The following is a 25,139-nucleotide window of genomic DNA, read 5'->3' as shown; positions in this document are numbered from 1 at the left end:
AATCTGGATTTCAAAACTGTCTACCAGGCTCTGCAAGCCATACACGGCTAACACCTCGAATCAAGATACGGCGCTTGCGCCAGCGGTAACTGAGCACACCCTCACCTAGCAGAATATCGACCAGCTCAGCCTGAGCGAGTCAATATTCGTGCGTTTGATGCGATACCGGCTACTACAGGCCTATATCCAGCGACAAGTGGTATTTAAAGTCATTGTGTTTGGTATCCGGAGCCACGTCTGACTCATATTCGTTGATCATACCAAGCTTCAGAGCAATGCCCTTATACAGATCAGATAGCTTCCACGCCCAATCCAGTCGGGTGATATTACGGTATTCGCCGGTGTTTTCCAGGCTGGGATAAAGCGTGTTGCTTAACGACAACGACTGCAGCTGGCTGATGGTCCAGCCCGCCTCGGCACCGATCAGCAGCTCTGGGCTAAACCCTTCATCCGGCCCGCCCCAGGTCTGAGTACCACCAATACCCAAGCGGCCACTGGTGGTTAGGTGTTGAGTGTTAATGAAGTCATAACCGGCACCGATATGGCCACCAAAGCGATAGTCCCATACCGCAAGTTTATCCCAGTCCAGTCGTTCACGGTGAAACCAGAACCACTGGGAACCGGGCATCAGATAATCATTATCCAGCTGCATGACCAAATCGTTTTCAGTCTGCTCGCCATTTTCCTGCTTAATGTCGTAATTGAGATTGAACTGCTTACGCGTTTCATTATTGGCCCTGGCCAATGCCAGACCCACATGCAGGTTGTGATTGTCAGAATTGCCGGTGGCACCATTCAAGCCCACCGCCAGGCTTCGTTTCCAGCCTGCCAGAAAGCCAGTGCCCAACAGACCCGTATCTGCAGATTCTGCTGCGGGTTGCGGTTCTGCCGTGACGACAGCCGGTTTAAGCTGGCTACGTGGAATTGTCAGGGTACCCAGAGTCGGGTGCTGAAACTGAATACTGCTGTCCGTCTCCTGCAATATTTCACCGGTCAGGGTATCGCCGTTCTGCAGGGTTAGCATCTCAGCCTGAACAGTCACGGCTAGGAGCAATAGAGGAAAAGCTAACGAAGTAACGTGGGAATATGACATAAAATAAATGTAATTAATTGATTAGATTAAAGAAGTAAAGATGGATACCGGTGAAGATTGAGACCGTTACCGGCAAAGCAGAAGTTAAAAACAGAGCCTATTGGGCTTCAGAATGATCATCCATGTACGAGCTGATAAATTCGTTACGCACAATAACGCCTTTCCGATCACCTGAGACCAGACCGCATCAGTATTCGCCCAGTCCAACCTGCTCAACCGCACCAGTACTGTTAGTCTTCCTCGACCAGAATAGTCGGCATATCACCTTCAGACTGATTCAAGCGTGCCAGACTGATCGCCAGCTTGCGGGCTACATCACGGTAAATCTGAGCATGCGCTCCCTCAGGATCGGCCGCTACGGTAGGTAATCCGGCATCCGCCTGTTCGCGAATAGACAAAGCCAATGGCAGTTGGCCCAGCAGTCTGGTTTCATACTGTTCTGCGATAGCTTCACCACCACCACTGCCAAAGATGGCTTCGGCATGACCGCAATTAGAGCAGATATGCACACTCATGTTTTCCACCACACCCAGTACCGGAATATCCACTTTACGGAACATCTCGATACCTTTTTTCGCATCCAGCAGGGCGATATCCTGCGGCGTGGTCACAATTACGGCGCCTGAAACCGGTACTTTTTGTGACAGCGTCAGTTGCACATCACCTGTGCCCGGCGGCATATCAATAAACAGGTAATCGAGGTCCTGCCAGAAGGTTTGGGTAAGCAGCTGCTGCAGGGCGCCACTCACCATCGGGCCACGCCACACCATCGGTGTGTTGTCATCAATCAGGTACGCCATGGACATGGATTGCAGTCCCAGTGCTTCGACCGGAAAAAAATACTTTTCTTCATGGGTTTCCGGCTTAGTTCCGGCAGCAACACCCAGCATCTTTCCCTGGCTGGGGCCATAAATATCCGCGTCCAGAATCCCTACCCGGGCACCTTCCGCCGCCATGGCCAACGCCAGATTCACCGCCGTAGTCGATTTGCCTACCCCACCCTTGCCTGATGCCACTGCAATAATATTTTTCACACCCTGCATCGCTGGCAATTGATGTTGTCCATGACCGGTGGCGATCTGCTGAGTAATTTCGATACTTACCCCGGTCACCGCTGGCAGTTTACTTACCTCATTCTGCAATGCCGCTTGTAATGCTGCCGCAACACCCTGGCAGGGATATGGTAGCTCCAGCACGATATTCACCTGGCCCTGGTCAGCCACCGCATGTTTAACAACGCCGGCACTTTGCAGGTCTTGCTGCAAATTGGGTTCCTGGAAGTTTGAAAGTAGGGAATCGAGCTGAGTCTGAAGTGATGACACGCAATACCGCCTTTATGAAATAACAGTCATTTACCGGATGAAACGCCAAGAAAGCTGCATCTTACGCAACTTATAAACAGTTATGAAGAGACTCTTCCTGGCAGCAGCTGCCAAGGTCACTCGCTATCAGAGTGCTGCAGCCACGTCTCAAGCCATTGCTCAGCAGGTTGTGGCTTACCATACAGAAAGCCCTGCTGTACCAGACCAGTATAGTTTTGCAGAAAATCGGCATGTAACTGTGTTTCGACCCCTTCGGCCACCACTCTTAAGCGCAGCAGATTAGCAATATTCACCACCAGATCAACCAACTGGGCATCATTTTCATCATGGGGGGCATCCAGCACAAACGCCTTATCCAGTTTAACTTCAGCGATCGGCAATTTTTTCAGATACGACAGCGACGAGTAACCTGTACCAAAATCATCGATAGAGAAACAGACACCCTTCTCCTGCAACGCGAGCATTTTCGCTATGCCACGATCGACATCATTGATCATCGAACTTTCAGTCAGTTCAAAAGTGATGTACCGCGCAGCATCGGGGTACTGATCCAACAGAGTCGCCATGTCTTCAACAAAATGTGCCTGATTAAAATGCAGCGCACTGATATTGATCGCTGCCTGCAACGGTGATTTACCCTGCTGTAACAAGCCATCCAGCAGTTGCAATACGGTTGCCAACATCCAACGGTCAAGATCAACAATCAGAAACGAACTTTCCGCCAACGGGATAAAATGGTCCGGCGGAATCAGTCCGCGTTTCGGGTGATTCCAACGCACCAGGCTTTCCACCCCGACAATATTACCGGCATGATCGACCTGGCTCTGAAAATAGGCCTGTAACTGACCCTGATCGATAGCAACCGCCAGTTCACGTTCCAGATCAAAATTATATTGGTTTACACTGCCCATCTTATCGTCATAGAAGATATAGCCCGGACACTCCTCCTGCGGCAAACTCTGCTGTGCAATCTCAGCCTGTTGCAGAATACCGGTGGCAGACAGCGCATGATGCAACTGAAAGACATTAATACCTGCCACACAATTAAAGGTCGCACCACTAATATCAGCCGCATCCAGCGATGTATCCAGCATTCGCTGCATCGCTTTGCAGAACTGTACTGAGGCTTTTTCTGCAGCTTTCTCTTCACTATAGGACCCCAGCAACAGAATAAACTCATCACTGGAACCTGACAGACGGGACAGGGTTTCAGCATCCGTCGTAATGGAATCGAGCCGGTTGGCAAACTCCTTAACGTACTGGTCAAGTTTCAGCACACCAAAGTACTTACTCAGTCGTTTGTAGTTCTCAATATGAATCATCACGACCGCACTGAATAAGCCCTGAGAGTGTGGGTTCTTAAGCAGTGTTTCCAAACGGTTCTGCAGCAACTTTTGGTTTGGCAGGCCGGTCAATGAATCATACCAAGTCAAAAAGTGAATCTGGTTTTCCTTAGCCTTAATAGAGCTGATATCGCTGAACACCATCAGATAATGGGTAACATTACCGTCATCATCTTTGATACTGGAAACGGTACGCATCTCGGGGTAACTTTCGCCATTTTTACGTCGGCTATACAGCTCACCATGCCAATGCCCATCCTGCGCCATAGCACCAGCAACTTCCTGGACAAAACTGGAGCCACTGAAGCCGGAGTGCAAAATATCCGGAGTTTTCCCCACCGTATCCTGTTCGGTGTAACCGGTAATCCGGGTAAAAGCTTTATTCACCGCACAGATGTTGTACTCCATGTCGGTAATCGCGATCCCCTCAGAGGCCGCAATAAACACATGGGAGAGCAGATTTTTTTCTTGCAGCGCTTCTTCCAGCGCACGATTCCTCTCTGACACAGCCTTACGGGCACCTTCCAGCTCGCGAATTTTTTCCCGCAGGTAACGGCTAAGGTGCTCAAGTCGGGTAATCAGGTGACCGTTATCCAGGTGTGCCTTCAAGCGCGCCTTAGTCACCGGAATCTGAATCGGTTTATAGATGTAATCTGTAGCGCCCAGATTAAAACCAGACTCCTCGGAGGTCGGGTCACTCAATGCCGTAATAAAGATCACTGGCACCGCATCCATTTCCGGTCGCGCCTTGATCCGCCGACACAACTCAAAACCGTCCATGCCGGGCATCATGACATCCAGTAAAATCAGGTCAGGGCGAATTTCATCCAGCAGTGCCAGCGCAGACTCACCGCTATTGGCAATACGGATGTCATAATCTTCTTTGAGCGCCTCAACCAATAACCGCAGATTGACCGGTTCATCATCAACCAACAGTACTGTGGATTGGGGAGTCGTAACCTTCGAAGAGGGTAAGCTTTGGTTAAATTCAGTCAAGAGATTCTCCATGCTCGTGGGTCACATCCTGTAAGCAGACTAACCCGCAGTATAGACAACAGCATTACATGACGTTGTTTCATATCATAAAAACACTGTATTTCTGGAACGAGGAATTCTCCTGTTACGCTATCCGGAATTTTCTCCTGCTAGCAATTGTTCAAAACATTCCCGCGCCTTAGCAAAGTCGAACTGCTCTACGGCATGAAAGAACTTGGTTAACACAACCGGATCATGACGAGCAGCGACCTGTTGCAAGGTCGATTTGAGTTGATCTACTGGCAAATATCGTTGTTTTTGCAGGCTATCACGAATCTCATCTATTGCCTGCTGCAGCTCAGCCTCACTCATCTGCTGGAGCGGAACATCAGACCCGCCACCCGGTAAGGTGACTGCGGCAATATCATCAAGAAAACGCTGCAGTATACGGCAGGTTGTTTCCGGTGCCGGCTCCGAACCAGAATCCGCCTGCTGCTGCAGTGATTTGGCAACGGCGGCCAACTCAAATGCAGCAGCATTCGACGCTGCGCCCTTAAGTTTGTGCGCCAGTTGCGACACCTTCGCCCAGTCTCTTGTTTCAACAGCAGTCATCACTTCAGCTTCCCAGCCAGAAAATTCAATCACAAAGGCATTCAAGCAATCCAAGAATAACTGAGGCCTTAACAGGAAGTGTTCCGGCAGTTCATCCAACTGCATACCGCGGGGTAACTGCTCTGCCGACAATCCCAGACCCTCCTGAGATACTGTTGCTGGTGACGTTGCATATTTTGTTGCTGTGGTTTTGGTTGGAATATTCTGCAGCAGCTTTTCGGCCAGCTCCAAAATATCAACCGGCTTGGCTATATGGGCATTCATACCGGCTTCTATGGCTTTGTTCACATCCTGCTCAAACGCAGCCGCGGTCATCGCGATAATCGGCAGGTCGTAACCATCCTCAAGCTGACGGATGGATAGACTGGCTTCCAAACCGTTCATCACTGGCATATGGAAATCCATCAGCACGGCATCGAATCGCTCCTGTTTGACACGTTCCACCGCTTCAGCACCGTTATCCACCACTACCGGTTTCATGCCCAGTTTCTCAAGGAAATCCACCGCAATCAGCTGATTAGTCAGCACATCTTCCGCCACCAGGACACGACTGCCTTTGATTGGACGGCTTAACGCCACGGCTCTATCCAGCGAGTTTTCACCGACTTTGCGCAAGTGAGCCGAACGTTTATTACTAATAGCATCGAACAGGCGTGATGGGGTCAGCGGCTTATGCAAGACGACAGGGGTAAACTGCTGCAGAATCGAAGTCGGTACCCTGAACTCCGCATCATCCAGCAACAGCACCAAATTAGAGACAAAATCCGGTTGCGCGTTATCTTGCCAAAACTGACATATCTCGGTCAGTTCGGCCACTGCACCCGCCTGACTCAGATCGGCAATGAGCAGTTCGCAATCGGCCAGAGTATCCTGCTTGGCTGCTTCCTTAGCGGCCATAAGATTATCAAAAGTACGCAGGCGCTTATGCCAGGCAGTGAAATACTGGCCGATCATCTCACGGGTATGAGTATCACTGCTGCTCAGCAGTACCGTTTGGTACTCAATCACCCGATCCGAATACTGTTGCGCCTCGGGTTGCAATTGCAGATCTACCTCAAAGGCAAATTCGGAGCCGACATCCAGTTCACTGGTGATCTCCAACTGCGACCGCATCAGGCCCAAAATGCCATTAACAATACTCAGGCCCAGGCCGGTTCCACCGTAGACCCGAGTCGTCGACATATCCGCCTGAGTAAACGGTTGAGTAATCTTCTCTATCTGTTCTTGCATCAGGCCAATACCGCTATCCTGCACCGCAAAACGCAGTCGACATTGGCGGTTGTCTGAAGCAACTCTGGAGATACAGATTCTGACCGAGCCCTTAGAGGTAAACTTGATCGCGTTGCTGACCAGGTTATTCAATACCTGGCCGATACGCATCGAGTCACCCTGCAATTGACAGTACACGTCCGGTTTAACATCCAGCTGCAGGTCCAGACTTTTCACCGCCGCCACGACATTGAACAGATCCGCAGTATCATGGATCACTTCATCAAGCTCAAACGGCACGTTATGCAACGTCATTTTGCCCGCTTCAAGCTTCGAAAAGTCGAGGATGTCATTCAGAATATCCAGCAACGACTTGGCCGCAGTATGGGCAGACTGCAGGCAATGTTGCTGACGGGTATCTAACTGCGTGTCTTGCATGAGCGTCAGCATACCCAACACCGCATTCATCGGGGTGCGGATCTCATGGCTCATATTGGCCAGGAACTGGCTCTTGGCCTGAGCAGCCAGTTCTGCCGCCTCTTTGGCTTTAAGCAGTTCGCTTTCATTCCTTTTACGTTGGGTAATGTCGTTATTCAGACCAATCATGCGGGTAATCTGGCCAGCCTGGTCCCGCACACACAGCGCAGCGGCCTCCATATGCCGCACCTGGCCATCCTGGCGCACGATACGGAACTCTGTGTTCCAGCTATCGCTTTCCTCAACCGCTTTTGCCAGCTGCAGCTCGGCTCTGGCTCGATCATCCGGGTGCAGGTGCTCAGCCCAATCGTCATAGTCGCCATGAAAATTATCAGCAGTCATGCCGTAAAGCTTCAGCATGGCGTCATCCCAGATCAATTCACCTGAAGCGACATCCCAATCCCAAACCCCAAAGCCCATGGATTTGGCAGCCAGCGCCATACGCTGCTGTGATTGCTGCAAGGCATGGGTGATTTTTTTCTGTTCGGTGACATCCCGAATACTCAGGACACTGAAAGCACCGATCTCAACATCGGCATAACCCAGTTCAATAGCCACTTCACGTTCAGAACCATCCGCCAGTTCAGCCATAACACGCCGCTCGGGTGCCATAGAACGGCGGCCTGGATCCGTGAAAAATGAATCACGCAGCGCCACATGGCTGTGTCGGTAACGTTCTGGAATCAACTGCTCGACCGACATGCCAACCATTGCATCGCCGTGGCCGAAGAAGTCCAGTGCGGTTTTATTCGCCTTGATGATGGTGCCATCAGCATTAACCGCCAATACCGAATCGGGAGTGGTTTGCAGTAGCGTGTCGGTCTCTTTCTGGGCCATCTGCAACCTGATGTTGTTACTCTGTAAACGAATCAACGCCACCACAAACAGGATACTGACCAGCACAATCGGGATCAGGATCAATACCCCGAATACCAGTTGTTGCTTAATGGTTTGCAACTCATTTTCCGATGCCTGGCGTACCCGTTGATGGCGCAAGTTCAGCAACCGCGACAATTCTGCCTTGGCAGCCATAGCTGGGCGATCATCAATTTTGACCCGAGCATCCAGCTCCGCTGTGGTCAGACCCTCATCAATCAGGGTCTGAATCAAGCGATAGTTGCTCAGGTACAACTCAACGGTGGAGAACAGGGTTTTTAGCGCGGTACGTTCGGCGTGGGTTTCCAGCAGGTTATTTAATTCTTCCTGCTTGGCTCTGATCTGTGGCGCAAGCTTGTCGAGGTGATCTAAGTATTTTCGGTCCTGACGCAACACCAAATTCTTGAAGTTATGGATCAAGTTGCCGTAGCCGATTAACTCAACATAGTCAGCATAGGCCTCATGGGTCTGCTGCATGCGCACATCATTGATATGCCACTGTTGATCAAATTCCGAGTAATTACGGTAAGCAAAATACCCCCACAGTACTGCTGCAATAAGCATCAATACGACTGCTGAGGAGACCAAACCCAGATTTAAACGCTGCTGCCTGTGCATAACCCATCCTAAGGAATGCTGATCGAAACAGTCTAACTATTCATTTCTGATGATGCTACGCTTTAATAACCCCTTAAAAAATATGGATTATTCGGTATTTCAGCCACCATTGGCCAGTGCTAACTCAGAGCGTAACCGCCTGACGCAGCATCTCCTCCAACTCGGCTGACCGCACTGGCCGACTGAACAGGAAACCCTGCACATAATCACAGTTGATCTGTTCCAATAGCCCACGCTGCTCGGTAGTTTCCACACCTTCAGCCAGCACTTTAATGCCCAGCTCGTGGGACATAGACACTGCAGCTTTGACCAAGGCTCTGTCACCGCTATCTTCAGTCATGTCCTGAACAAAACTACGATCAATTTTCACCAGATCAAACGGATAATTGCGCAGATAATTCAGCGATGAATAACCCACACCAAAATCATCCAGTGCCAGGCTGATGCCCTGGTGACGTAATTCACCTAGTAACTCTCTGGACGATTTATCGGCAGACATTAGCACGCCTTCGGTAATTTCCAACTCCAGTGAGGTCGCCGGTATTCTGGCAAGCTGCAATGCATCCTGGATAAAGGCCAACAATGATTCATCGCGCAGTTGTCTGGGCGAAAGGTTAACTGCCAATTTGAAATTTTGCAGATCCACAGGCCAGTCAGAGACGGCTGTCAGTGCCTGTTGCAGGACAAAGCGGCCAATAGACACGATCTGTCCAGTCTGTTCTGCCACCGAAATAAACTCATCTGGGCGGACATTGCCCAGTACGGGTGACTCCCAACGCAACAGTGCTTCGACTCCAATAATACATCCAGTGTTAAGTTCAACCTGCGGCTGGTAACAAAGATACATCTCCTGCCGCTCAATCGCCCCGGTAAGGTGCTCTTCTATCATCAAGCGCCGAGAGATTTTCCGATTCATACTGTGCTCAAAGAAAGCAAACCGGTCACGCCCCTGATCCTTGGCAACATACATCGCCGCATCGGCACTTTTCAGCAGTTCAGTAGGGTTTTCACCATCTTGTGGATACATGGCAACCCCCAGGCTGCCCGTAAGGCTGATAGCCCGTTCATCCAGACTGAACGTTTCCTGAAAATTGGCAAGAATATGTGACGCTATCACGGGTACACTATCTTCACTGTTTAAGCGACCGGCCAATACAATAAACTCATCCCCGCCCAAGCGGCCTACAGTATCACCGGCCCGCACAGCACTGCGCAGGCGCCGCGCCGCCTCACGTAATGCTTTATCACCAATATCATGCCCCATGGTGTCATTAATCTTTTTAAAATCATCAAGATCAAGAAACAGCACCGCGACCTGCTCTTGGTTGCGCTCGGCATCCCTGATCATCTGTTGCAGGCGATCCAGTACCAACATACGGTTTGGCAGCCCGGTCAACTCATCATAATGGGCATGGAACCAGAGCCGATCTTCCTGCTGCTTGCGCAAGGTAATGTCTTCTTTAACCGCCAGATAATGCGTCAAGTTTGCCGCTTCATCCAGTACCGGCGAAACAGACACATACTCCCAGATGATATTGCCATCACGCTTGCGACTGCTAAGTTCACCAGACCAGGATTGCCCGCCTGCAAGCGCCGAGGTGATTTCAGGCATAGTTGTACCGTCTTCTCCCAGCATAAACGCCGGCACTTCACCCAGCATTTCGCTGGCCGAATAACCACTGATTCGTTCATAGGCGGTATTTACAAAGCTGATACGGCAATCATGATCCATCATCATGATGGATACCGGGCTTTGCTCCAGCGCAACTTTTAGCAGTTTCACTTCCTGCTCATTGGCTTTACGTTGGGTAATATCCCGGCCCACCCCTAACACACCAATCAGGTTACCCTTAGCATCCACCACGGGAGTTTTAATGGTCTCTACCAGCTCGACATGGCCATCATCGGCGTAGACCAGCTCCTCTTCATTAACAGAGGCTTTGCCCGCATGCATCGCTTTAAGATCATGCTCGCGAAAGAAGTCGGCTAACGCAGTATCAACAAAATCGTAATCGGTTTTACCGATAATTTCATGTTCAGGCGCGCCAAAAAAACGCTCGAATTTGCTGTTACAACTCAGATAAATACCCCGGCCATCTTTCAACCAGACCAGATCGGGTAATGTATTAAAGAGGGTGCGTAACTGCAGCTCTGATTGCCGTAGCTGATGAGCATAACGGTTAACCAGAAAGAAAATCAGCAAGGCTGATAACAATACAAACATCAAACCTTTAATGGTTTGGATAAAGCTTAACCAACCCAAATCTACCACCAGATGCTCAACGACGGCATCGGATAATACAATCCAGGTCACGGCGAAAATGAAATAATAAAATGCCACCTTGGAGGCCACATTCACTTCTTTACTAAAGAATTCCTGCCTGCCTAGGTTTTTTTGTTGTTTTTGCTGGCTCATTCAAACATGCCTTTCTGAAATACTCGTCTCAATCTAGCCAGACAAAGTATCAGCGAAATACCGTGATAAAAGATTGTGTTGTATCAAGTTTACACAACAACCTTGCGCCAAAACCCCACATTTCCGGGCTTTTTCTTCATACACCTGTTCGATTATGTAAGACAAACCGGGTTATCCGATCCGGTTTCATTGACCATCATAACCAAGCGATAAACGCAGTACTACACCCAGCGTTCAAACAATGTTTGGGTTATTTAAGTGCTGCCAGCACCTGTTTTTTCGCATCACCAAAATCAGGTTTACCACTACCTAAATAAGGCACCTGATCCGTGGTAATAATCTCAGCCGGCAACATCAAAGGTGCCATTCCTGCCGCTACCAGCGTATGTCTCAATTGTTCCGAGCTCATCTGCAGGTCATTCTGGACTAACAGAATGACCTGCTCACCTTTACGTTCATCCGGCAGGTTGACGGCAATGAGCGGCAGCTCAGGCTGCTGCAGAATCTCCCGCACTTTACGCTCCACCGCGCCCAGGCTAACCATCTCCCCACCCAACTTAGCAAACCGACTATACCGATCAACGATAGTCAGGTAGCCATCGTCATCCAGGTGCCCTTTATCACCGGTTTTATACCAGCGCAGACCCGCGTGCTCGATGACGACTTCAGCGGTTTTTTCCGCATCGTTAAGATATCCCAGCATTATCTGGGTGCCGCCGATCAAAATCAGACCATCTTCTCCGGCAGGCAGCTCTTCCAGCGTTTCAGGCTCAACCACCCGAAAGGTAGAACCAGGCAATGCCAGCCCAACCGTCCCCTGTCTGCTGGCAGACTGCACCGTCAGCGTTTCCGGTACCAGATAATCCGGCAGGTTCACCCCGGCCACCGGCGTAGTTTCGGTACAGCCGTACCCTTCCAGAATCGGCACATGGAATCGGGCTTCAAATGCCTCACGCACCTGCGAATCAAGTTTCTCGGCACCGGCCACCACCGCTCGCAGCGATTCCAGCATCAACGGATGCAGTTTGCGGTTGCGGGTATATAAACGCAGGAAAGTCGAAGTAGCACACATCAGCGTGGCACGGTACCGGGCAACACCACGCCCAATATTCAGCGCATCCGTCGGGTCCGGGTGGCAGATCACAGGAATACCTTCAATCAGCGGCAACATGCAGGTGACCGTCAGGCCAAAAGCATGGAACAACGGCAGGGTAGCCATGATGCGCTCTTCGTCTCGCACATTGAGTACATCAGCGGTCTGTTTCAGGTTACCAATCATATTACGATGACTCAGCATCACACCTTTGGGCGCACCTTCACTGCCGGAAGAAAACAGAATCGCAGCCGGGTCTTCCAGGCCCACGCGCTGACATAACCAGGCCGAGAGTACTCGGGTAGGCATAAGCGTTACCAGCGCCAATGTAGTCAGGGTTTCAGCCCGGCCAATTGCGGCTTTAATATCTTCCATAAACAACACTGTGCGGCCAGCAAATAGCGGCTCTACATCAATACCCCGAGCGGCCAGCTTGCTGACAAACTGTCTGGCGGTAATCAACGTTTGCACATCTGCCTGCTGCAGCGCTATCACTTGCGCCTCAGCTGAAGCGGTAAAATTCACATTTACCAGGGTACGCCCTGCCATCAAACCTGCCATATTGGCGATTAGCCCGGCACTGGAGGTCGGCATTAACAATCCCAGATTCTGACCAGGGGTTTGTTTGATCCGGCGGGAAAACAGCGCACAGGCTGTCAGCAAACGGCGGTGAGAAAGCGGTTGCCCTTTCGCATCGGTGACTGCCCATTCAGTTGGGGCGGCTTTAGCCGTCCGTACAAAAGCCTGTGCCAGGGGTTCCAGACTGCGGGTATGCTCCTCCCAGGCATGAATCGACAGCTCGAGCACCTGCTTTTTGACCTCAGCTGCGCTGCTGGTGATTGGCATAGGCTCACCAAAGGCAACGATAACATCCCGCTTCAAGCCACTGGCACGCAATGTTTTCAGGCGTTCGCTGGAACGTGAGAAACGACTACCCCACAATCCGCGCAGATAAAATGGCACGATCACGCCAGCAGCATCCAGACAAGCTTTCTCAAAGCCCCGCTTAAACTCCGCCACCTGCCCGGTATAACTGATAGCCCCCTCGGGAAACAGACACACCACTTTACCCTGATTGAGCAGTTCCTTGACCCGCTCTAAGGCGGTTCTACTCTGACTGCCTGATATCGGTATCACGCCGTACCACTGCATAAACCAGCGTAAATACCAGCGATTGTAGATCTCTTTATCCATCACAAAGTGGACATGTCGGGGGGAAGCCATCTGCAGCATCGCCCAATCTAACCAACTGACATGATTACCCAATAACAGCGTACCCTTGCCATCTTCCGGCAGGTGCTCAAAACCTAATACCTGCAGGCGATATTTGCGTTTCAGCAGCGACATCACCAATAGGCGCAAGAACGCCTCAGGCACCGTTTTCAGTGCCAATGCCGTACCCGCCACGGCAATCATCGCCAACATGCCAAGCAACCACAGGCTATCAATGCCCCAATAGGCAAAGGCAACCGTCAGCACCAGGAAGCTGAACATAGCGATATTCTGAATAAAGTTATTGCCCGCCAGGATCCGGCCGGTCTGGTTTTCATCAGCATGAAACTGAATCAGCGCATTCAACGGTACATTCAGCAATGCCCCACATAGACCGATAGCAAAAAACGCCAGCCCTAGTAGCGGCATACTGTTAAGTTGAGGCAGCACAATCAGGCCCAATGCGACCCCGGCCGCCCCCAGGGGAATTAAACCCAGATTAATGTGATGCCTTGACCAGCGACCAGCCAACATCGAACCCAGCATGATGCCAATACCAGCCAGTGCCATAACCCCCTGAATAACGAAGGTATTGTGCTGATCCAGATGATCTTCAGCAAACGCCGGAAACACCGCCAACATCACTTGAGAGATAGACCAGAACAACGATAAACCGATAATTGACAGCCAGATCGGGCGATGGGAAAAAATCAGCCCCAGGTTACGGGTCAGGGTCAGACCCCCGCGGTAAGCAGACCAGTCAAAGCGAGCTTCCTGATTCAGCTCCTGCGTCTGGGGCAGGCGCCAGGCAAGGATCAGTTCAAGCAGAGAACCCGCCACCAGCACCCAACCAAGCGGCGCTACCCGCTGCAGACTCTGCTCCGGAGTCATCTGTTCAGCACCGTCAAGGCGCAGCTCAAACATCAGTGAAAACACCACGATACCGGACAGAATTGCCACCATACTGGCTGCCTGAACCCAGCCATTACCTTCACTTAGGTTATCAACGCCGAGTAATTCTTTGATATAGCCATACTTGGCCGGAGAGTAGAACGCACTCTGCACCGCAATAATAAACGTCAGGCCAAACGCAGCGATAAACCAGCCCTGGTAGTAACAGAATGTAATCAGCAGACAGATACAGACAGCAGCAACCGCTGCCCGGCGCATCACCCGATTTTTTGGATATTTATCAGCGACGAAACCACAGGGTGTGAACAATAGAATAAACGGCAGCAGGATCAGCCCATTTACAATGGCCGTCAACAGTATCTGCAATTCGCCATCATAGGCTTTAAAGAGGGTATTCTGGATAATAATCTTGTGGCCTGAATCCACAAAAGCGTTGATAAACGCCATCAGAATAAACGGCAAAAAACCGGCAAACCGAAGCAAAGATTTCATACTGCTACCTCCCTGTTGTGCTGGATACCGGCGACATAAGCCGTTATTAATCCATCCAGCATCTTCTCAGCACTGGCGTCCTGACTGATAAACAACTTATCCCGTAGCTGAAGGATGGTCACTCCATGCACACCACTCCATAGCGTGCGCGCCATCAGACCAATTTCAGCACTTCTGGCATGAGGAAACAAACCTGACAGTGGCTGTTCTAAACACCGGAATAACAGTTCAATCTTTTCACTCAGCCAGACCGGTGCCTCTGTGCCATCCGGGGAGCGATGCTCAAACAACAGTGACCAGCGGTTACTCCAGCGCGACGCAAATGCCAGATAGGTCTCAGCGTATTGTTGCAGGCACTGAATTGGCTGACGGCAACTGACCTCTCGCAACGCCAGCAGAAGCTTTTCCAACGTGCGGGCGTTCAGTTGCCAACACAGGTCATCGCGATTAGTGAAGACCAGATACAACGCCCCCGCCGAATAGCCTATTTCAGCTGCGACCTTACGAGCACTCAGTGCCGCCGCACCCTGTTCATCGAGCAGCCGCTCGGCGGCCGTCAACGCCATAGATTGCAACTCTTCTCTGGAATGATCATTACGCCTTGCCATCTGCCCGCCCCAATTAAACAATGTTCAATTACACTCCGAGACAATATATTGAACAGCGTTCATAATGTAAACATTTTTCCTGATTTCAGCGCCAATAACGCCTAACGACGGGTTAGATAAACCCCGCACTCAAGGTGATCGGTATAGGGAAACTGGTCAAACAGTGCAAAACGCTCAATGCGATGGGTCTGACAAATCTGCTCCAAGTTCTGATATAGGGTGTCAGGATTACAGGAGATATACAGAATATGCTCATAGCTCTGCACCTGCTGCACTGTATTATCATCTAATCCAGCGCGGGGAGGATCCACCAGCACGGTGGTGAAATTGCATGCATCCAAATTCAGATGACGGGTACGGCGTTTCTCCAGGCTACCATTCAGCACCTGAGAAAATTCCTCAGAGCTGATACGCACCACATCAACATTCTCGATCGCATTGGCCTCGATATTATACTGCGCAGCATGGACTGAGGTTTTCGAGATCTCCGTTGCAACCACTCGATTAAAATTTTGCGCCAGTGGCAGGGTGAAATTACCGTTACCGCAATACAATTCAACCATGTCACCACCAGCAGCCTGAGTGGCATCCAGCGCCCAATGAATCATATGCCGGCAGACCTCGCCATTGGGCTGACTGAAACTGTTTTCCACCTGTTTATAGGTGTAGTTCCGGCCATTGATCGCCATTTGTTCCAACACAAAATCCTGATCCAGGAGAATCCGGCTTTTACGGGAGCGGCCAATCAATTGAATACCCAACTGTTGCTTCAATGCCCGGGCCTCGGTCTGCCAAGCCTCATCCAGGGGTCGGTGGTACAGCAAGGTTACCAGCAGTTCACCACTCAGCGTGCTAAGAAAGTCGACCTGAAACAGCCGGTGCCGCAATGCCGGTACCGGGCGAATAAGATCCAGCAGGCGGAACATAGTATTTTCGATGGTTTCAGACACCACCGGGAAGCTTTCGACTTTAAACCGGGTATGCTTGTCACCCGGTTTAAACATTACATAGTAAAGATCATCTTCATCATGCCAGACACGAAACTCTGCCCGCATGCGGTAGTGACTGGTGGGCGACTTGAACACTTCAACCGGCGGCGGGTTGAAGTTGGCAAACTGCTCGGTAATACGCTGCTGCTTGATCTGCAACTGGCGGTCATAGTCAGCGGGGTCTACTACAGGTAATGCCATATCTATCTCAACTGCACCATGGAAACGGGAGCCGCATTTTAGCAGCTTGTTTTAACAAGTGCTGCGGGTTACTGCATGCCCAGAATAACTTCTTCCTGGAAATCAGCGATCAGAATTTGCCAGGCCATCAGCGGTTTATCCATACCCTCCCGGCTAATGTAGGCATTATTCAGTTTACTGGCCAGTGAGCAACCCATGGTGTTGTCCATCGAGCGCACCAGAGAATCCGATATATGCAGCGCCATCAGCACAGAGAAACCCGATGTCTGGCTGGCATTGGGAAAGTGATGAAACAACACCGCCTCCACCACCGCAACCGGCAGGTGCCAGCTATACAGCAGGTGCGCTGCCACTTCGGCATGAGTCACGCCAAACTCCAGCTTTTCCAGGGCATACAGGGGCTGATCCAGAGATACGGCTTCCGCCATAATTTCTTGGTATACCCCAGGGCTGCGTGCAGCAAGTACCTGAATACCGAGGTCATGCAGTAGGCCTGCAAGAAACGCCTGATGCTGCACATAGGAGCGGGCCTTAACTGACCGGCACAAATGCTGTGCCGCCTTACCCACCAACATGCCGCGCTGCTGTAGTGTTTCAAAACGAAAACTTCTCCAGCGATCACCTTCCGGAAAAGCAGCAAACAGATGGGCCGCCAGCAATAAATCCCTCAAGGTACGGGCATCGAGCAAACTGGCAGCCTCCAGCGGGTTCTCTACTTCGCGGTGATAGCCATACCAAGCCGAATTCACCAGCGCCATGAGATGTTCTGTAAGCTCAGGATCCCGTTCCAACAGGTCAGCAATGGCTTTAGGACGCATCGCCTCCCGACGCAATCGTTTACGCAACTTGAGATACGCATCGGGGAGTTCCGGCTGCATATTGAGGACTGACATATAATGCAGAATGTCATCTTTAAATAACATCTGCGTCAAACGCTGGCTACTCAGAATCGCCTGCAACAGCACACTTATGGCGCAGGTATCCAGCAACGCATGATGAGTGACTTCCGAGGCAAAGAATGCCTGGCGCACCGTCAACTGACTGGTGAAGACAATCCGCACCACCTTTGGCATGCGTTCCATCACGGCTTCCATAAGCTCAAGCTCAGGGTCGGGATGCTCACCCAGCAGCGCCAGAAATACCGTAATCTGATGTTGTTCAATCAGTGCTACGGCTTCTTCCAGGTCCGGCGATTTCAGGTAATAAAGCTCCGCGCCCTGCTCTCTTTCCAGCGCGTTGCACTGCACCCGCAGATAGCCTAACGGATCCAGAATCAGGATTTTCACACCCTGTAGTTTGTCGGTTTCGTGCTGACCCATGCAGATCCTGTTTTACCTGAGGGATAAGATACAACTTCCAGCCGGAGATACGGCTATCGGCACCCATTAAGCAAGCTTAACACGCGGCAATAATTCTGTGCTCTAAACGAAGGAACGGATTCGTAATCGGGTGTAAAAAAGCGTAAAATCGCCGCTTTCTTAATAGCTTAGTTTCGTAGGTTTCCCTCGAATCATGACCGACAGCAAACGCAATATTCTGGTTACCAGCGCCCTGCCCTATGCCAACGGCCCTATTCATCTGGGTCATCTGGTTGAATACATTCAAACAGATATCTGGGTTCGTTTTCAGCAACAGCGCGGCCATCAATGTATCTATGTCTGTGCTGACGATGCTCACGGCACTCCGATTATGCTTAAGGCCGATCAATTGGGCACCAGTCCCGAGGCGCTGATCGATCAGGTCAGTCAGGAGCACCAGCGCGATTTTGCTGGTTTTATGGTGAACTTCGATAACTATTACTCGACCCATTCGGAAGAGAATCGTCACTTCGCATCACAGATCTACACCGCGTTGCGTGATGCCGGGCATATTGAACGCAAGACTATCACCCAGGCCTATGACCCGGTGAAAGAGATGTTCCTGCCGGACCGGTTTGTGAAGGGCGACTGCCCCAAATGTGGTGCGGTTGATCAATATGGCGATTCCTGCGAGAAATGCGGCGCTACCTACAGTCCGGTCGAACTGAAGAATGCATACTCTGCCGTGTCTGGTGCCAAGCCGGTGGAACGTGAGTCTGAGCACTACTTCTTCAAGCTGGGCAACTTTGAGCCCTTCCTGCGCAACTGGGTAGATAACCATGTGCAGGAACATATGATCCATAAGCTCAACGAGTGGTTCGAATCCGGGCTGCATAATTGGGATATCTCCCGCGATGCGCCTTATTGGGGTTTTGAGATTCCGGACGCTCCAGGCAAATATTTTTATGTCTGGCTGGATGCACCAATCGGCTATATGGCCAGCTTTAAAAACTGGTGTGATAAACAGGGTGTCGACTTCAACAGTTACTGGGGCCCTGATTCTGACGCCGAGCTGTACCACTTTATCGGTAAAGATATCGCCTACTTCCACACCCTGTTCTGGCCAGCAATGCTGGAAGGCGCCGGTTTCCGTAAGCCCGATGGCGTATTCTGCCATGGCTTCCTGACGGTAGACGGGCAAAAAATGTCCAAGTCCCGCGGCACCTTTATCATGGCGGAAACATATCTGGATCATTTGCGACCTGAATACCTGCGTTACTATTTCGCGGCAAAACTGGGTTCCGGGATCGATGATATCGACCTCAATCTCGAAGACTTCCGCATGCGAGTCAATGCTGATCTGGTCAACAAAGTCATTAACATTGCCTCTCGCTGCGCCGGATTCATCAAAAAACTCAGTGGCGGTCAATTGGCTGCAACACTGGCCAAACCCGAGTTATACCAAACCGCAATCACCGCTGGCGAGCAGATTGCCACCTGTTACGAGAAACGGGAATACAGCCGTGCCATGCGTGAAATCATGGCTCTGGCGGACCTTGCTAATCAATATATCGACGCGGCGGAACCTTGGGTTCTAGCTAAGCAGGAAGGTAAAGCCCAGCAGGTGATCGACTGCTGTTCGATGGGCATCAACCTGTTCCGGGTGATTATCACTTATCTGGCACCAGTACTGCCTGAGGTCGCGGAAGATGCTCGTCAGTTCCTGAACCTGGACAACCTGGACTGGGACAGCATCCAACAACCGCTGCTGGATCACAGCATCAATAAGTTCAAACCCATGATGCAACGGGTTGAAGCAGATCAGGTCAACGCCATGATCGCAGACAGCAAAGCGACCCTGGAAAGTAATCAACCACCTGCTGCAACACCTGCATCTGCAGCATTGGCAGCAGAACCACTGGAAGATACGATAGAGTTTGCAGATTTTGCCAAACTTGACCTACGGGTTGTGCGGATTGCTAAGGCAGAGCACGTCGAAGGAGCAGATAAACTGTTGCGACTGACACTGGATTTAGGCGGTGAAACCCGCCAGGTATTTGCCGGTATTAAGTCTGCCTACACCCCAGACCAGTTGGAAGGCAAGATGACAGTAATGGTCGCCAACCTGGCGCCAAGAAAAATGAAGTTTGGTGTTTCCGAGGGCATGGTGCTGGCCGCAGGCCCAGGCGGCCAAGACCTATGGATTCTGCAACCCGATGATGGAGCACAACCGGGCATGCGCATAAAATAACCGGGATCTGGCACGGTACTACACAGCTTACTCAGACGAATGGATTTCGGCACGCTTCCTATACTGGTTCGGCAACAGCATCAGCACATAGGCCACAGGGATATTGCGGATTAAAGCAACTGGAGTATTTAAGCTTTGCAATCGAGACTGCAACACGCGCTGCTATCACTGCTGGCAACGATACTGGTATCTGCTGTCACAGCGACCCCGCTTGTGGCAGCAACGCTTGGCGTGCTCTATCCCACCACGTCCCCCCCTTATCAGGACGTATTTGAGCAGATCATTCAAGGCATCACCGCTGAACACGGGGACACATTGATACGTTACCCTCTTGCTGCAGAACTGAACCAGCAAGTGCTGTTCAACCGCCTGCAGCAAGACCAGGTTGAGATGGTCATTTCACTGGGCCGCAGCGGCTTGAACATGGTGCCCGAACTGCGCCAACACTTCCCGGTGGTCGCCGGAGCCTTGCCATTAACGCCGGCACTGAATGTTTCTGGCGTCAGCCTGATTGAAGAGCCTGCCAGCCTGTTCCGCCAGCTGCAAAAACTGTCTCCCGACACCCGACGGGTGATCACCCTGTTCAGCCCCTATAATCGCTGGCTGATACGACGTGCTATGGAAGCCGCCCAGCAATTCAACCTGGAATTACTCCCCATTGAAGTCAACAACCTGACTGAGGCTGTTACTCGCTACCGTCAGGTACTACCCAGATTAAACAACCAAACCGATGCCATCTGGCTACCGGTCGATCGCGTATCCGTCAATGAACAAGCACTACTGCCACTCCTGCTGCAAACCTGCTGGAAGCTGAAGTTACCCGTATTTTCCAGTCGACCTTCACACGTAAAACGTGGCATCCTGTTTTCCATTTACCCTAACAGCAAAGCTTCAGGCAAGCGCATGACAGAGATGGTGAGGACACTTCACACCCACCAGCAACAGCCAGGCATAGAACTCTCCAACTCTAATCTTGTGGCAGTTAACCTGCTGACAGCAGAGCATCTGGGTTATGAGTTTACGCCAGAATTAAAACAATCATTTTACGCCACCGTGCCCGTTAAAAGAGATCAATGAACGCCTCTAACAACCCCAGATCACAGCAAAAAAGCATCAGCCTAAAACGGCACCTTTACCTGTTTGTGGTGGGGTTTATCTGCTTAATCGCGCTCTCCAGCATGCTGGTTTCTGCGTGGGTGGCGGTCAGTCAGTCCAGTCAGGCATCGCAACGCCATTCACTACAAATTGCGGCCAATTTAACCCAGCTGAGCGTCTTACCCCTCATTACCAGCAGCGAAGAAAATGCACACCAAGCAATTGAGCAAATACTCGGATTTGATGACATTGTTGGCGTGACCATCTTCAATGCTAACTTTACCCCCCTGGTTCAGCATGGCGACACTATCCCGTCGCAACAGCACCTGGGGCAGCTATTCACCTTGAGTTTGCCAACGATAGTCGATGATACCAGCGACCATTGGCTCATCTGGGCGCCCGTTAATCTGACCATTAATGAAGCGCCTTTTAATGAGCTGAGCCTGGATACCAATGCCAGTCAATTGCTGGGCTATGTCGCCATCAAGGTATCCAAACAATCGTTGGTGCAGTTAATTCAGCAGATACTGTTATACAGCTTTATCACCGTTGCCCTCTTCACCCTGATTATGTCATTGCTGATGAACCGGGTATTACAGCGGTTAACCCAGCCGTTATACCACCTGTCCAACACCATGAAACTGGCCCGCACCTCTAGGCAATATCCATTTGCCCGCATTGAAGGGCCAAAAGAAGTGCAACGCATGGCTATCAGTTTCAACGAAATGATGGACGTGCTGAAAAAACAAGAACAGCAACTGCTGGCCCTGAATGCCGGACTGGAGTCAGAAGTCGAAATCCGCACTGAGGAGCTGCGCCATGCTCGGGACGCTGCCTTAGTTGCTGTTCGCACGCAATCCGAATTTCTCGCCAATATCAGCCACGAACTGCGCACGCCGCTGCAGGCCAATATTGGCTATGTCGAACTGGTACGAGAGGAACTCAGCTACGCGGGAATGACTGATTTGACATCAGATCTGGATGAGGCCTTGCGCTCTGCTGAGCGCCTACTGGTAATGATCAACATTATCCTGGATATGGCTAAGTGCGAATCCGGGAAAATGGACCTGCAGACACGTAGCACCGCAATAGCCTCGCTGATCAGTGACGTGGAAAGCATCATCCGGCCTCTGGCGCTGAAAAACAACAATAGCCTGTCGTTGCACACACCGGAACAGGATAAGCCACTGCTGCTGGATAGAGAGAAAGTAGAACAGATCCTGATTAACCTGCTCTCCAATGCTTGCAAGTTCACCCGGGAGGGAAAGGTCAGTTTGTATTGCGAAATACGGGAGCACCAGCTCACTTTTACCGTCAGCGATACCGGCATTGGCATCGCTCCGGAGCAGCAGGAACTGATATTTGAAAAGTTCCGTCAGGCCGATGGCAGCATCAAGCGCCGCTTTGAAGGCACAGGCCTGGGTCTGGCGATTTCAAGGCATTTCGCAGAATTGATGAACGGCACCATTACGGTAGAAAGTCAGCCCGGTGAGGGCGCAGTCTTCACGTTCAGCTTACCGCTGCACTGACATTTGGCGAGGAAAACTCCAGCTCTTCAATCGGCTGAGGGCGCCCCAGAAAGTACCCCTGAGCATAATCCACACCGATCTCACCGAGCAGCTTCAGGGTTTCAGCATCTTCTACAAACTCTGCTACCGTTTGTTTCCCCAGCGCATGAGCAACATCACAAATCGATTTCACCAACGCTAGATCAATGCTGCTGTGCTTCAGTTCTTTGATAAACGAACCATCAATTTTCACCGTTTCTGCAGGCAAATTCTTTAAATAAGCGAAAGTACTGAAGCCCGTACCAAAATCATCAATTGAAAACCCACAGCCCATCGCCGACAGTGCTTCCACCATACCCTGGGTCGCACTCAGGTTTGACAGGCTGGCATTCTCGGTTAGCTCAAAAATAATACGTTCAGGCAGTACTGCATATTCCCGCAATTTTTCCTGCACAAAGGGTACCAGCCGTTCATTCTGGAAAGCATGAGCCGAGAGATTGATAGCAACTTTCTTCAGCTTGGGATTTAACGACAGCATGTAGATAGATTTAGCAATCACATGCAGGTCTAATAACCCCATATCCTCAAACCGCTCCAGAGCCGGAATAAATTGCCCCGGGTAGACAATCTCATCGCCTATGACCAAACGTACCAACGCCTCATAATAGGCCACCTGATCAAAGGGTGCGGCGTAAATCGGCTGGAAGTGCAAAACTAAATTATCCTGCTCAATAGCACGTTGCACCGCATGCAGCCAGAGCATACTGCTGCGCACATCGCCGCTGGCCTCATCCTCTTCGGTATACACATGCACCCGGTTCCGACCGCGACGCTTGGCGACATAAAGCGCGATATCCGCCTGCTGAAGATAGTCCTGCGGTTTATTACCGCTGCCATCAATCAAACTAATACCGATACTGCAGCTGACCTTGAGTAACTGCCCGCCAAAAACAAACTGCTCAGAAGCCATCATTTCACACAGCGCACCGGCAATCTCCCGCGCCTGATCCAACTCGGTATTACTCAGCAATACTGCAAATTCATCACCACCAATACGACATAACCGATCAGAATCACGCAACATCTTCTGTAACCGGTCAGAGGCTTCTTTCAGGACGAAATCACCCCGGTGATGCCCCAAAGTGTCATTGATAGCCTTGAAATGATCTAGGTTGATATACAACAGCGCATGGTGAATTTGACTGCGCTGGGCCAACGCCGCGGTCTGCACTAACTCGGTATCAAAATAGTGCCGATTGTAGAGGCCTGTCAGCGAGTCATGAATCGCCAGATGCTCCAACCGTTGCTCTGCACGTTTGCGCGCAGAAATATCATCAATAGCAACAGTGATCGCCTGTTGACTGCTATCACGACGAATGGTGTTCAGCCGGGCTTCAACCCAGCTACCATGATTAAAACGATCACGTAATTTGAACTCTATGTGCAGGCTAAACCCCTGGCCACTGCGCAGGTTTTTCAAAGCACGACGAATTACCGCGACAGAACTGGCGGAATCCGAATAAACAAAATCCAACAGGTCCTTACCAAGTGACTGCTCGAAGCTCATCCCCGTCAATTGGCTCCAGGTTTCATTGGCAAATACCACACACCCGTTGCAATCCAGCTCCAGCACGGCCGTCGCAAGATTGTCCAAAATTACCCGGTGTTCTCGTGTCTGCGCTGCCAGTGCCCGTTCATTTTGCTGCATGCTAGTCAGCGCATCAGCAAACTGTTCATTACTGATAATGAAATCTTTGCGTCGCGCCGCAATTTCACATACCTGGCGCAACTGCTCGGTGGAGAAAGGCTTACTGATGAAATCAGCAGCGCCTTGCATCATCATCTCTTCTGCCAGTTCCATAGAACCATGAGCAGTCATGACCACAATGGTCTGATCCGGCTTTTCCAGCAACATTTGCTGCATGATTTCTGGCCCGGAGATACCCGGCAACATGATATCCAGTAACACTAAGTCATAGGTCTGTCGCCGCCACTCCCGCAGACCTTCATCTCCATCCACCAGCAGCTCGACATCAAACCGGCTGCGCAATACTCTGGAGATCAATGCCGCAGTCTGGGCGGTATCTTCAATCACCAATAACCGCGGTTTACGGTTCAGCGCTTCCCGATCTCGAAGCGCAATGATTTTTTCAGCTAACAGACCATATTCGCTAAAGGGCAGTACAGCGTCGATATCAAATTCGCGCGCAGTGGTTTCAGCGATACGCTTACACCAGAGGGAGGTAATCAAAATAAAGGGGATATCATGGGGGCAGTTAAACACCCCGGAACGAACCATACGCGCCAAACGCCAACCATCCAGGCCTTCGATGGTCACATCACTGACGACACAGTGGATGGCCCGCTGCTTAAGACAACATAGTGCTTCACGTGCGTTTTCGGCTGCAATCACATCATACTCAGTATGTGCCAGGAGATATTTTTCTAATATCTCCCGTTGCTCACCGTCGCCGTTAACCAGAAGTAGCTTCTCTTGGCGATACATTTTAGATACATCCAGATCTTTGTTAGCCGGGGC

At 50.9% G+C, this 25,139-nt stretch carries 13 protein-coding genes; 3 read left to right on the top strand and 10 right to left on the bottom strand.

The window, feature by feature from the left end; translation table 11 throughout:
* Positions 1–172 precede the first annotated feature (172 nt).
* The 9 genes from ACFVYJ_RS00745 to ACFVYJ_RS00705 form a co-directional block, all read right to left on the bottom strand.
* A complete protein-coding gene (locus ACFVYJ_RS00745) occupies positions 173–1,042 on the bottom strand; it encodes a DUF481 domain-containing protein (protein ID WP_463254731.1) in 870 nt (289 codons plus the stop codon).
* 281 nt (positions 1,043–1,323) lie between these two features.
* On the bottom strand, positions 1,324–2,415 hold the full coding sequence (gene apbC / locus ACFVYJ_RS00740) for an iron-sulfur cluster carrier protein ApbC (protein WP_419414265.1): 1,092 nt from the start codon (positions 2,413–2,415) through the stop codon (positions 1,324–1,326).
* Between the two features lie 116 nt (positions 2,416–2,531).
* The gene (locus ACFVYJ_RS00735; RefSeq protein WP_419414264.1) at positions 2,532–4,754 is read right to left on the bottom strand and encodes a two-component system response regulator; all 2,223 of its coding nucleotides are present in this window, start codon (positions 4,752–4,754) and stop codon (positions 2,532–2,534) included.
* A 129-nt stretch (positions 4,755–4,883) separates the two neighbouring features.
* Positions 4,884–8,471, bottom strand: a complete 3,588-nt coding sequence (locus ACFVYJ_RS00730; RefSeq protein WP_419414263.1) for a response regulator — start codon at positions 8,469–8,471, stop codon at positions 4,884–4,886.
* A gap of 178 nt (positions 8,472–8,649) precedes the next feature.
* Positions 8,650–10,941: a putative bifunctional diguanylate cyclase/phosphodiesterase gene (locus ACFVYJ_RS00725; protein ID WP_419414262.1), complete on the bottom strand. Its 2,292-nt coding sequence runs from the start codon at positions 10,939–10,941 to the stop codon at positions 8,650–8,652.
* Between the two features lie 250 nt (positions 10,942–11,191).
* Positions 11,192–14,650, bottom strand: coding sequence for an acyl-[ACP]--phospholipid O-acyltransferase (locus ACFVYJ_RS00720; RefSeq protein WP_419414261.1), 3,459 nt, complete (start codon positions 14,648–14,650; stop codon positions 11,192–11,194).
* On the bottom strand, positions 14,647–15,258 hold the full coding sequence (locus tag ACFVYJ_RS00715; RefSeq protein WP_419414260.1) for a TetR/AcrR family transcriptional regulator: 612 nt from the start codon (positions 15,256–15,258) through the stop codon (positions 14,647–14,649). Before ACFVYJ_RS00715 ends, ACFVYJ_RS00720 begins: the two co-directional genes overlap by 4 nt.
* 101 nt (positions 15,259–15,359) lie before the next feature.
* Positions 15,360–16,448: a tRNA (uridine(54)-C5)-methyltransferase TrmA gene (trmA, locus tag ACFVYJ_RS00710; RefSeq protein WP_419414259.1), complete on the bottom strand. Its 1,089-nt coding sequence runs from the start codon at positions 16,446–16,448 to the stop codon at positions 15,360–15,362.
* Between the two features lie 68 nt (positions 16,449–16,516).
* Positions 16,517–17,767: an HDOD domain-containing protein gene (locus ACFVYJ_RS00705; RefSeq protein WP_419414258.1), complete on the bottom strand. Its 1,251-nt coding sequence runs from the start codon at positions 17,765–17,767 to the stop codon at positions 16,517–16,519.
* Between the two features lie 193 nt (positions 17,768–17,960).
* Here ACFVYJ_RS00705 and metG point away from each other — a divergent pair, with 193 nt between their 5' ends.
* The 3 genes from metG to ACFVYJ_RS00690 all read left to right on the top strand — a co-directional run bounded on the left by metG (position 17,961) and on the right by ACFVYJ_RS00690 (position 22,621).
* Positions 17,961–19,997 carry a methionine--tRNA ligase gene (metG, locus tag ACFVYJ_RS00700; RefSeq protein WP_419414257.1) on the top strand — a complete coding sequence of 679 codons (2,037 nt, stop codon included), beginning with the start codon at positions 17,961–17,963 and terminating at the stop codon, positions 19,995–19,997.
* A 135-nt stretch (positions 19,998–20,132) separates the two neighbouring features.
* Complete coding sequence (locus ACFVYJ_RS00695; RefSeq protein ID WP_419414256.1) at positions 20,133–21,074, top strand: ABC transporter substrate-binding protein; 942 nt, start codon at positions 20,133–20,135, stop codon at positions 21,072–21,074.
* Positions 21,071–22,621: a sensor histidine kinase gene (locus ACFVYJ_RS00690; protein ID WP_419414255.1), complete on the top strand. Its 1,551-nt coding sequence runs from the start codon at positions 21,071–21,073 to the stop codon at positions 22,619–22,621. The genes ACFVYJ_RS00695 and ACFVYJ_RS00690 overlap by 4 nt, the downstream gene beginning before the upstream one ends.
* On the opposite strand, the gene ACFVYJ_RS00685 is transcribed toward ACFVYJ_RS00690, so the two are convergent.
* A complete protein-coding gene (locus ACFVYJ_RS00685) occupies positions 22,602–25,106 on the bottom strand; it encodes a two-component system response regulator (RefSeq protein ID WP_419414254.1) in 2,505 nt (834 codons plus the stop codon). The two genes, ACFVYJ_RS00690 and ACFVYJ_RS00685, sit on opposite strands and share 20 nt — an antisense overlap.
* Between the last annotated feature and the right edge of the window lie 33 nt (positions 25,107–25,139).

It is taken from the genome of Pontibacter sp. JAM-7 (genome assembly GCF_048548695.2).
In the GTDB taxonomy this organism is placed as follows: Bacteria; Pseudomonadota; Gammaproteobacteria; order Pseudomonadales; family Balneatricaceae; genus Neptuniibacter.
This window is presented reverse-complemented; position numbering and strand designations above follow the sequence as displayed.

Coding starts and splice junctions, on each gene's coding strand:
- metG (WP_419414257.1), top strand. CDS start 17,961: ATGACCGACAGCAAACGCAATATTCTGGTTACCAGCGCCCTGCCCTAT.
- ACFVYJ_RS00715 (WP_419414260.1), bottom strand. CDS start 15,258: ATGGCAAGGCGTAATGATCATTCCAGAGAAGAGTTGCAATCTATGGCG.
- trmA (WP_419414259.1), bottom strand. CDS start 16,448: ATGGCATTACCTGTAGTAGACCCCGCTGACTATGACCGCCAGTTGCAG.
- ACFVYJ_RS00725 (WP_419414262.1), bottom strand. CDS start 10,941: ATGAGCCAGCAAAAACAACAAAAAAACCTAGGCAGGCAGGAATTCTTT.
- ACFVYJ_RS00690 (WP_419414255.1), top strand. CDS start 21,071: ATGAACGCCTCTAACAACCCCAGATCACAGCAAAAAAGCATCAGCCTA.
- ACFVYJ_RS00685 (WP_419414254.1), bottom strand. CDS start 25,106: ATGTATCGCCAAGAGAAGCTACTTCTGGTTAACGGCGACGGTGAGCAA.
- ACFVYJ_RS00705 (WP_419414258.1), bottom strand. CDS start 17,767: ATGGGTCAGCACGAAACCGACAAACTACAGGGTGTGAAAATCCTGATT.
- ACFVYJ_RS00730 (WP_419414263.1), bottom strand. CDS start 8,471: ATGCTTATTGCAGCAGTACTGTGGGGGTATTTTGCTTACCGTAATTAC.
- ACFVYJ_RS00720 (WP_419414261.1), bottom strand. CDS start 14,650: ATGAAATCTTTGCTTCGGTTTGCCGGTTTTTTGCCGTTTATTCTGATG.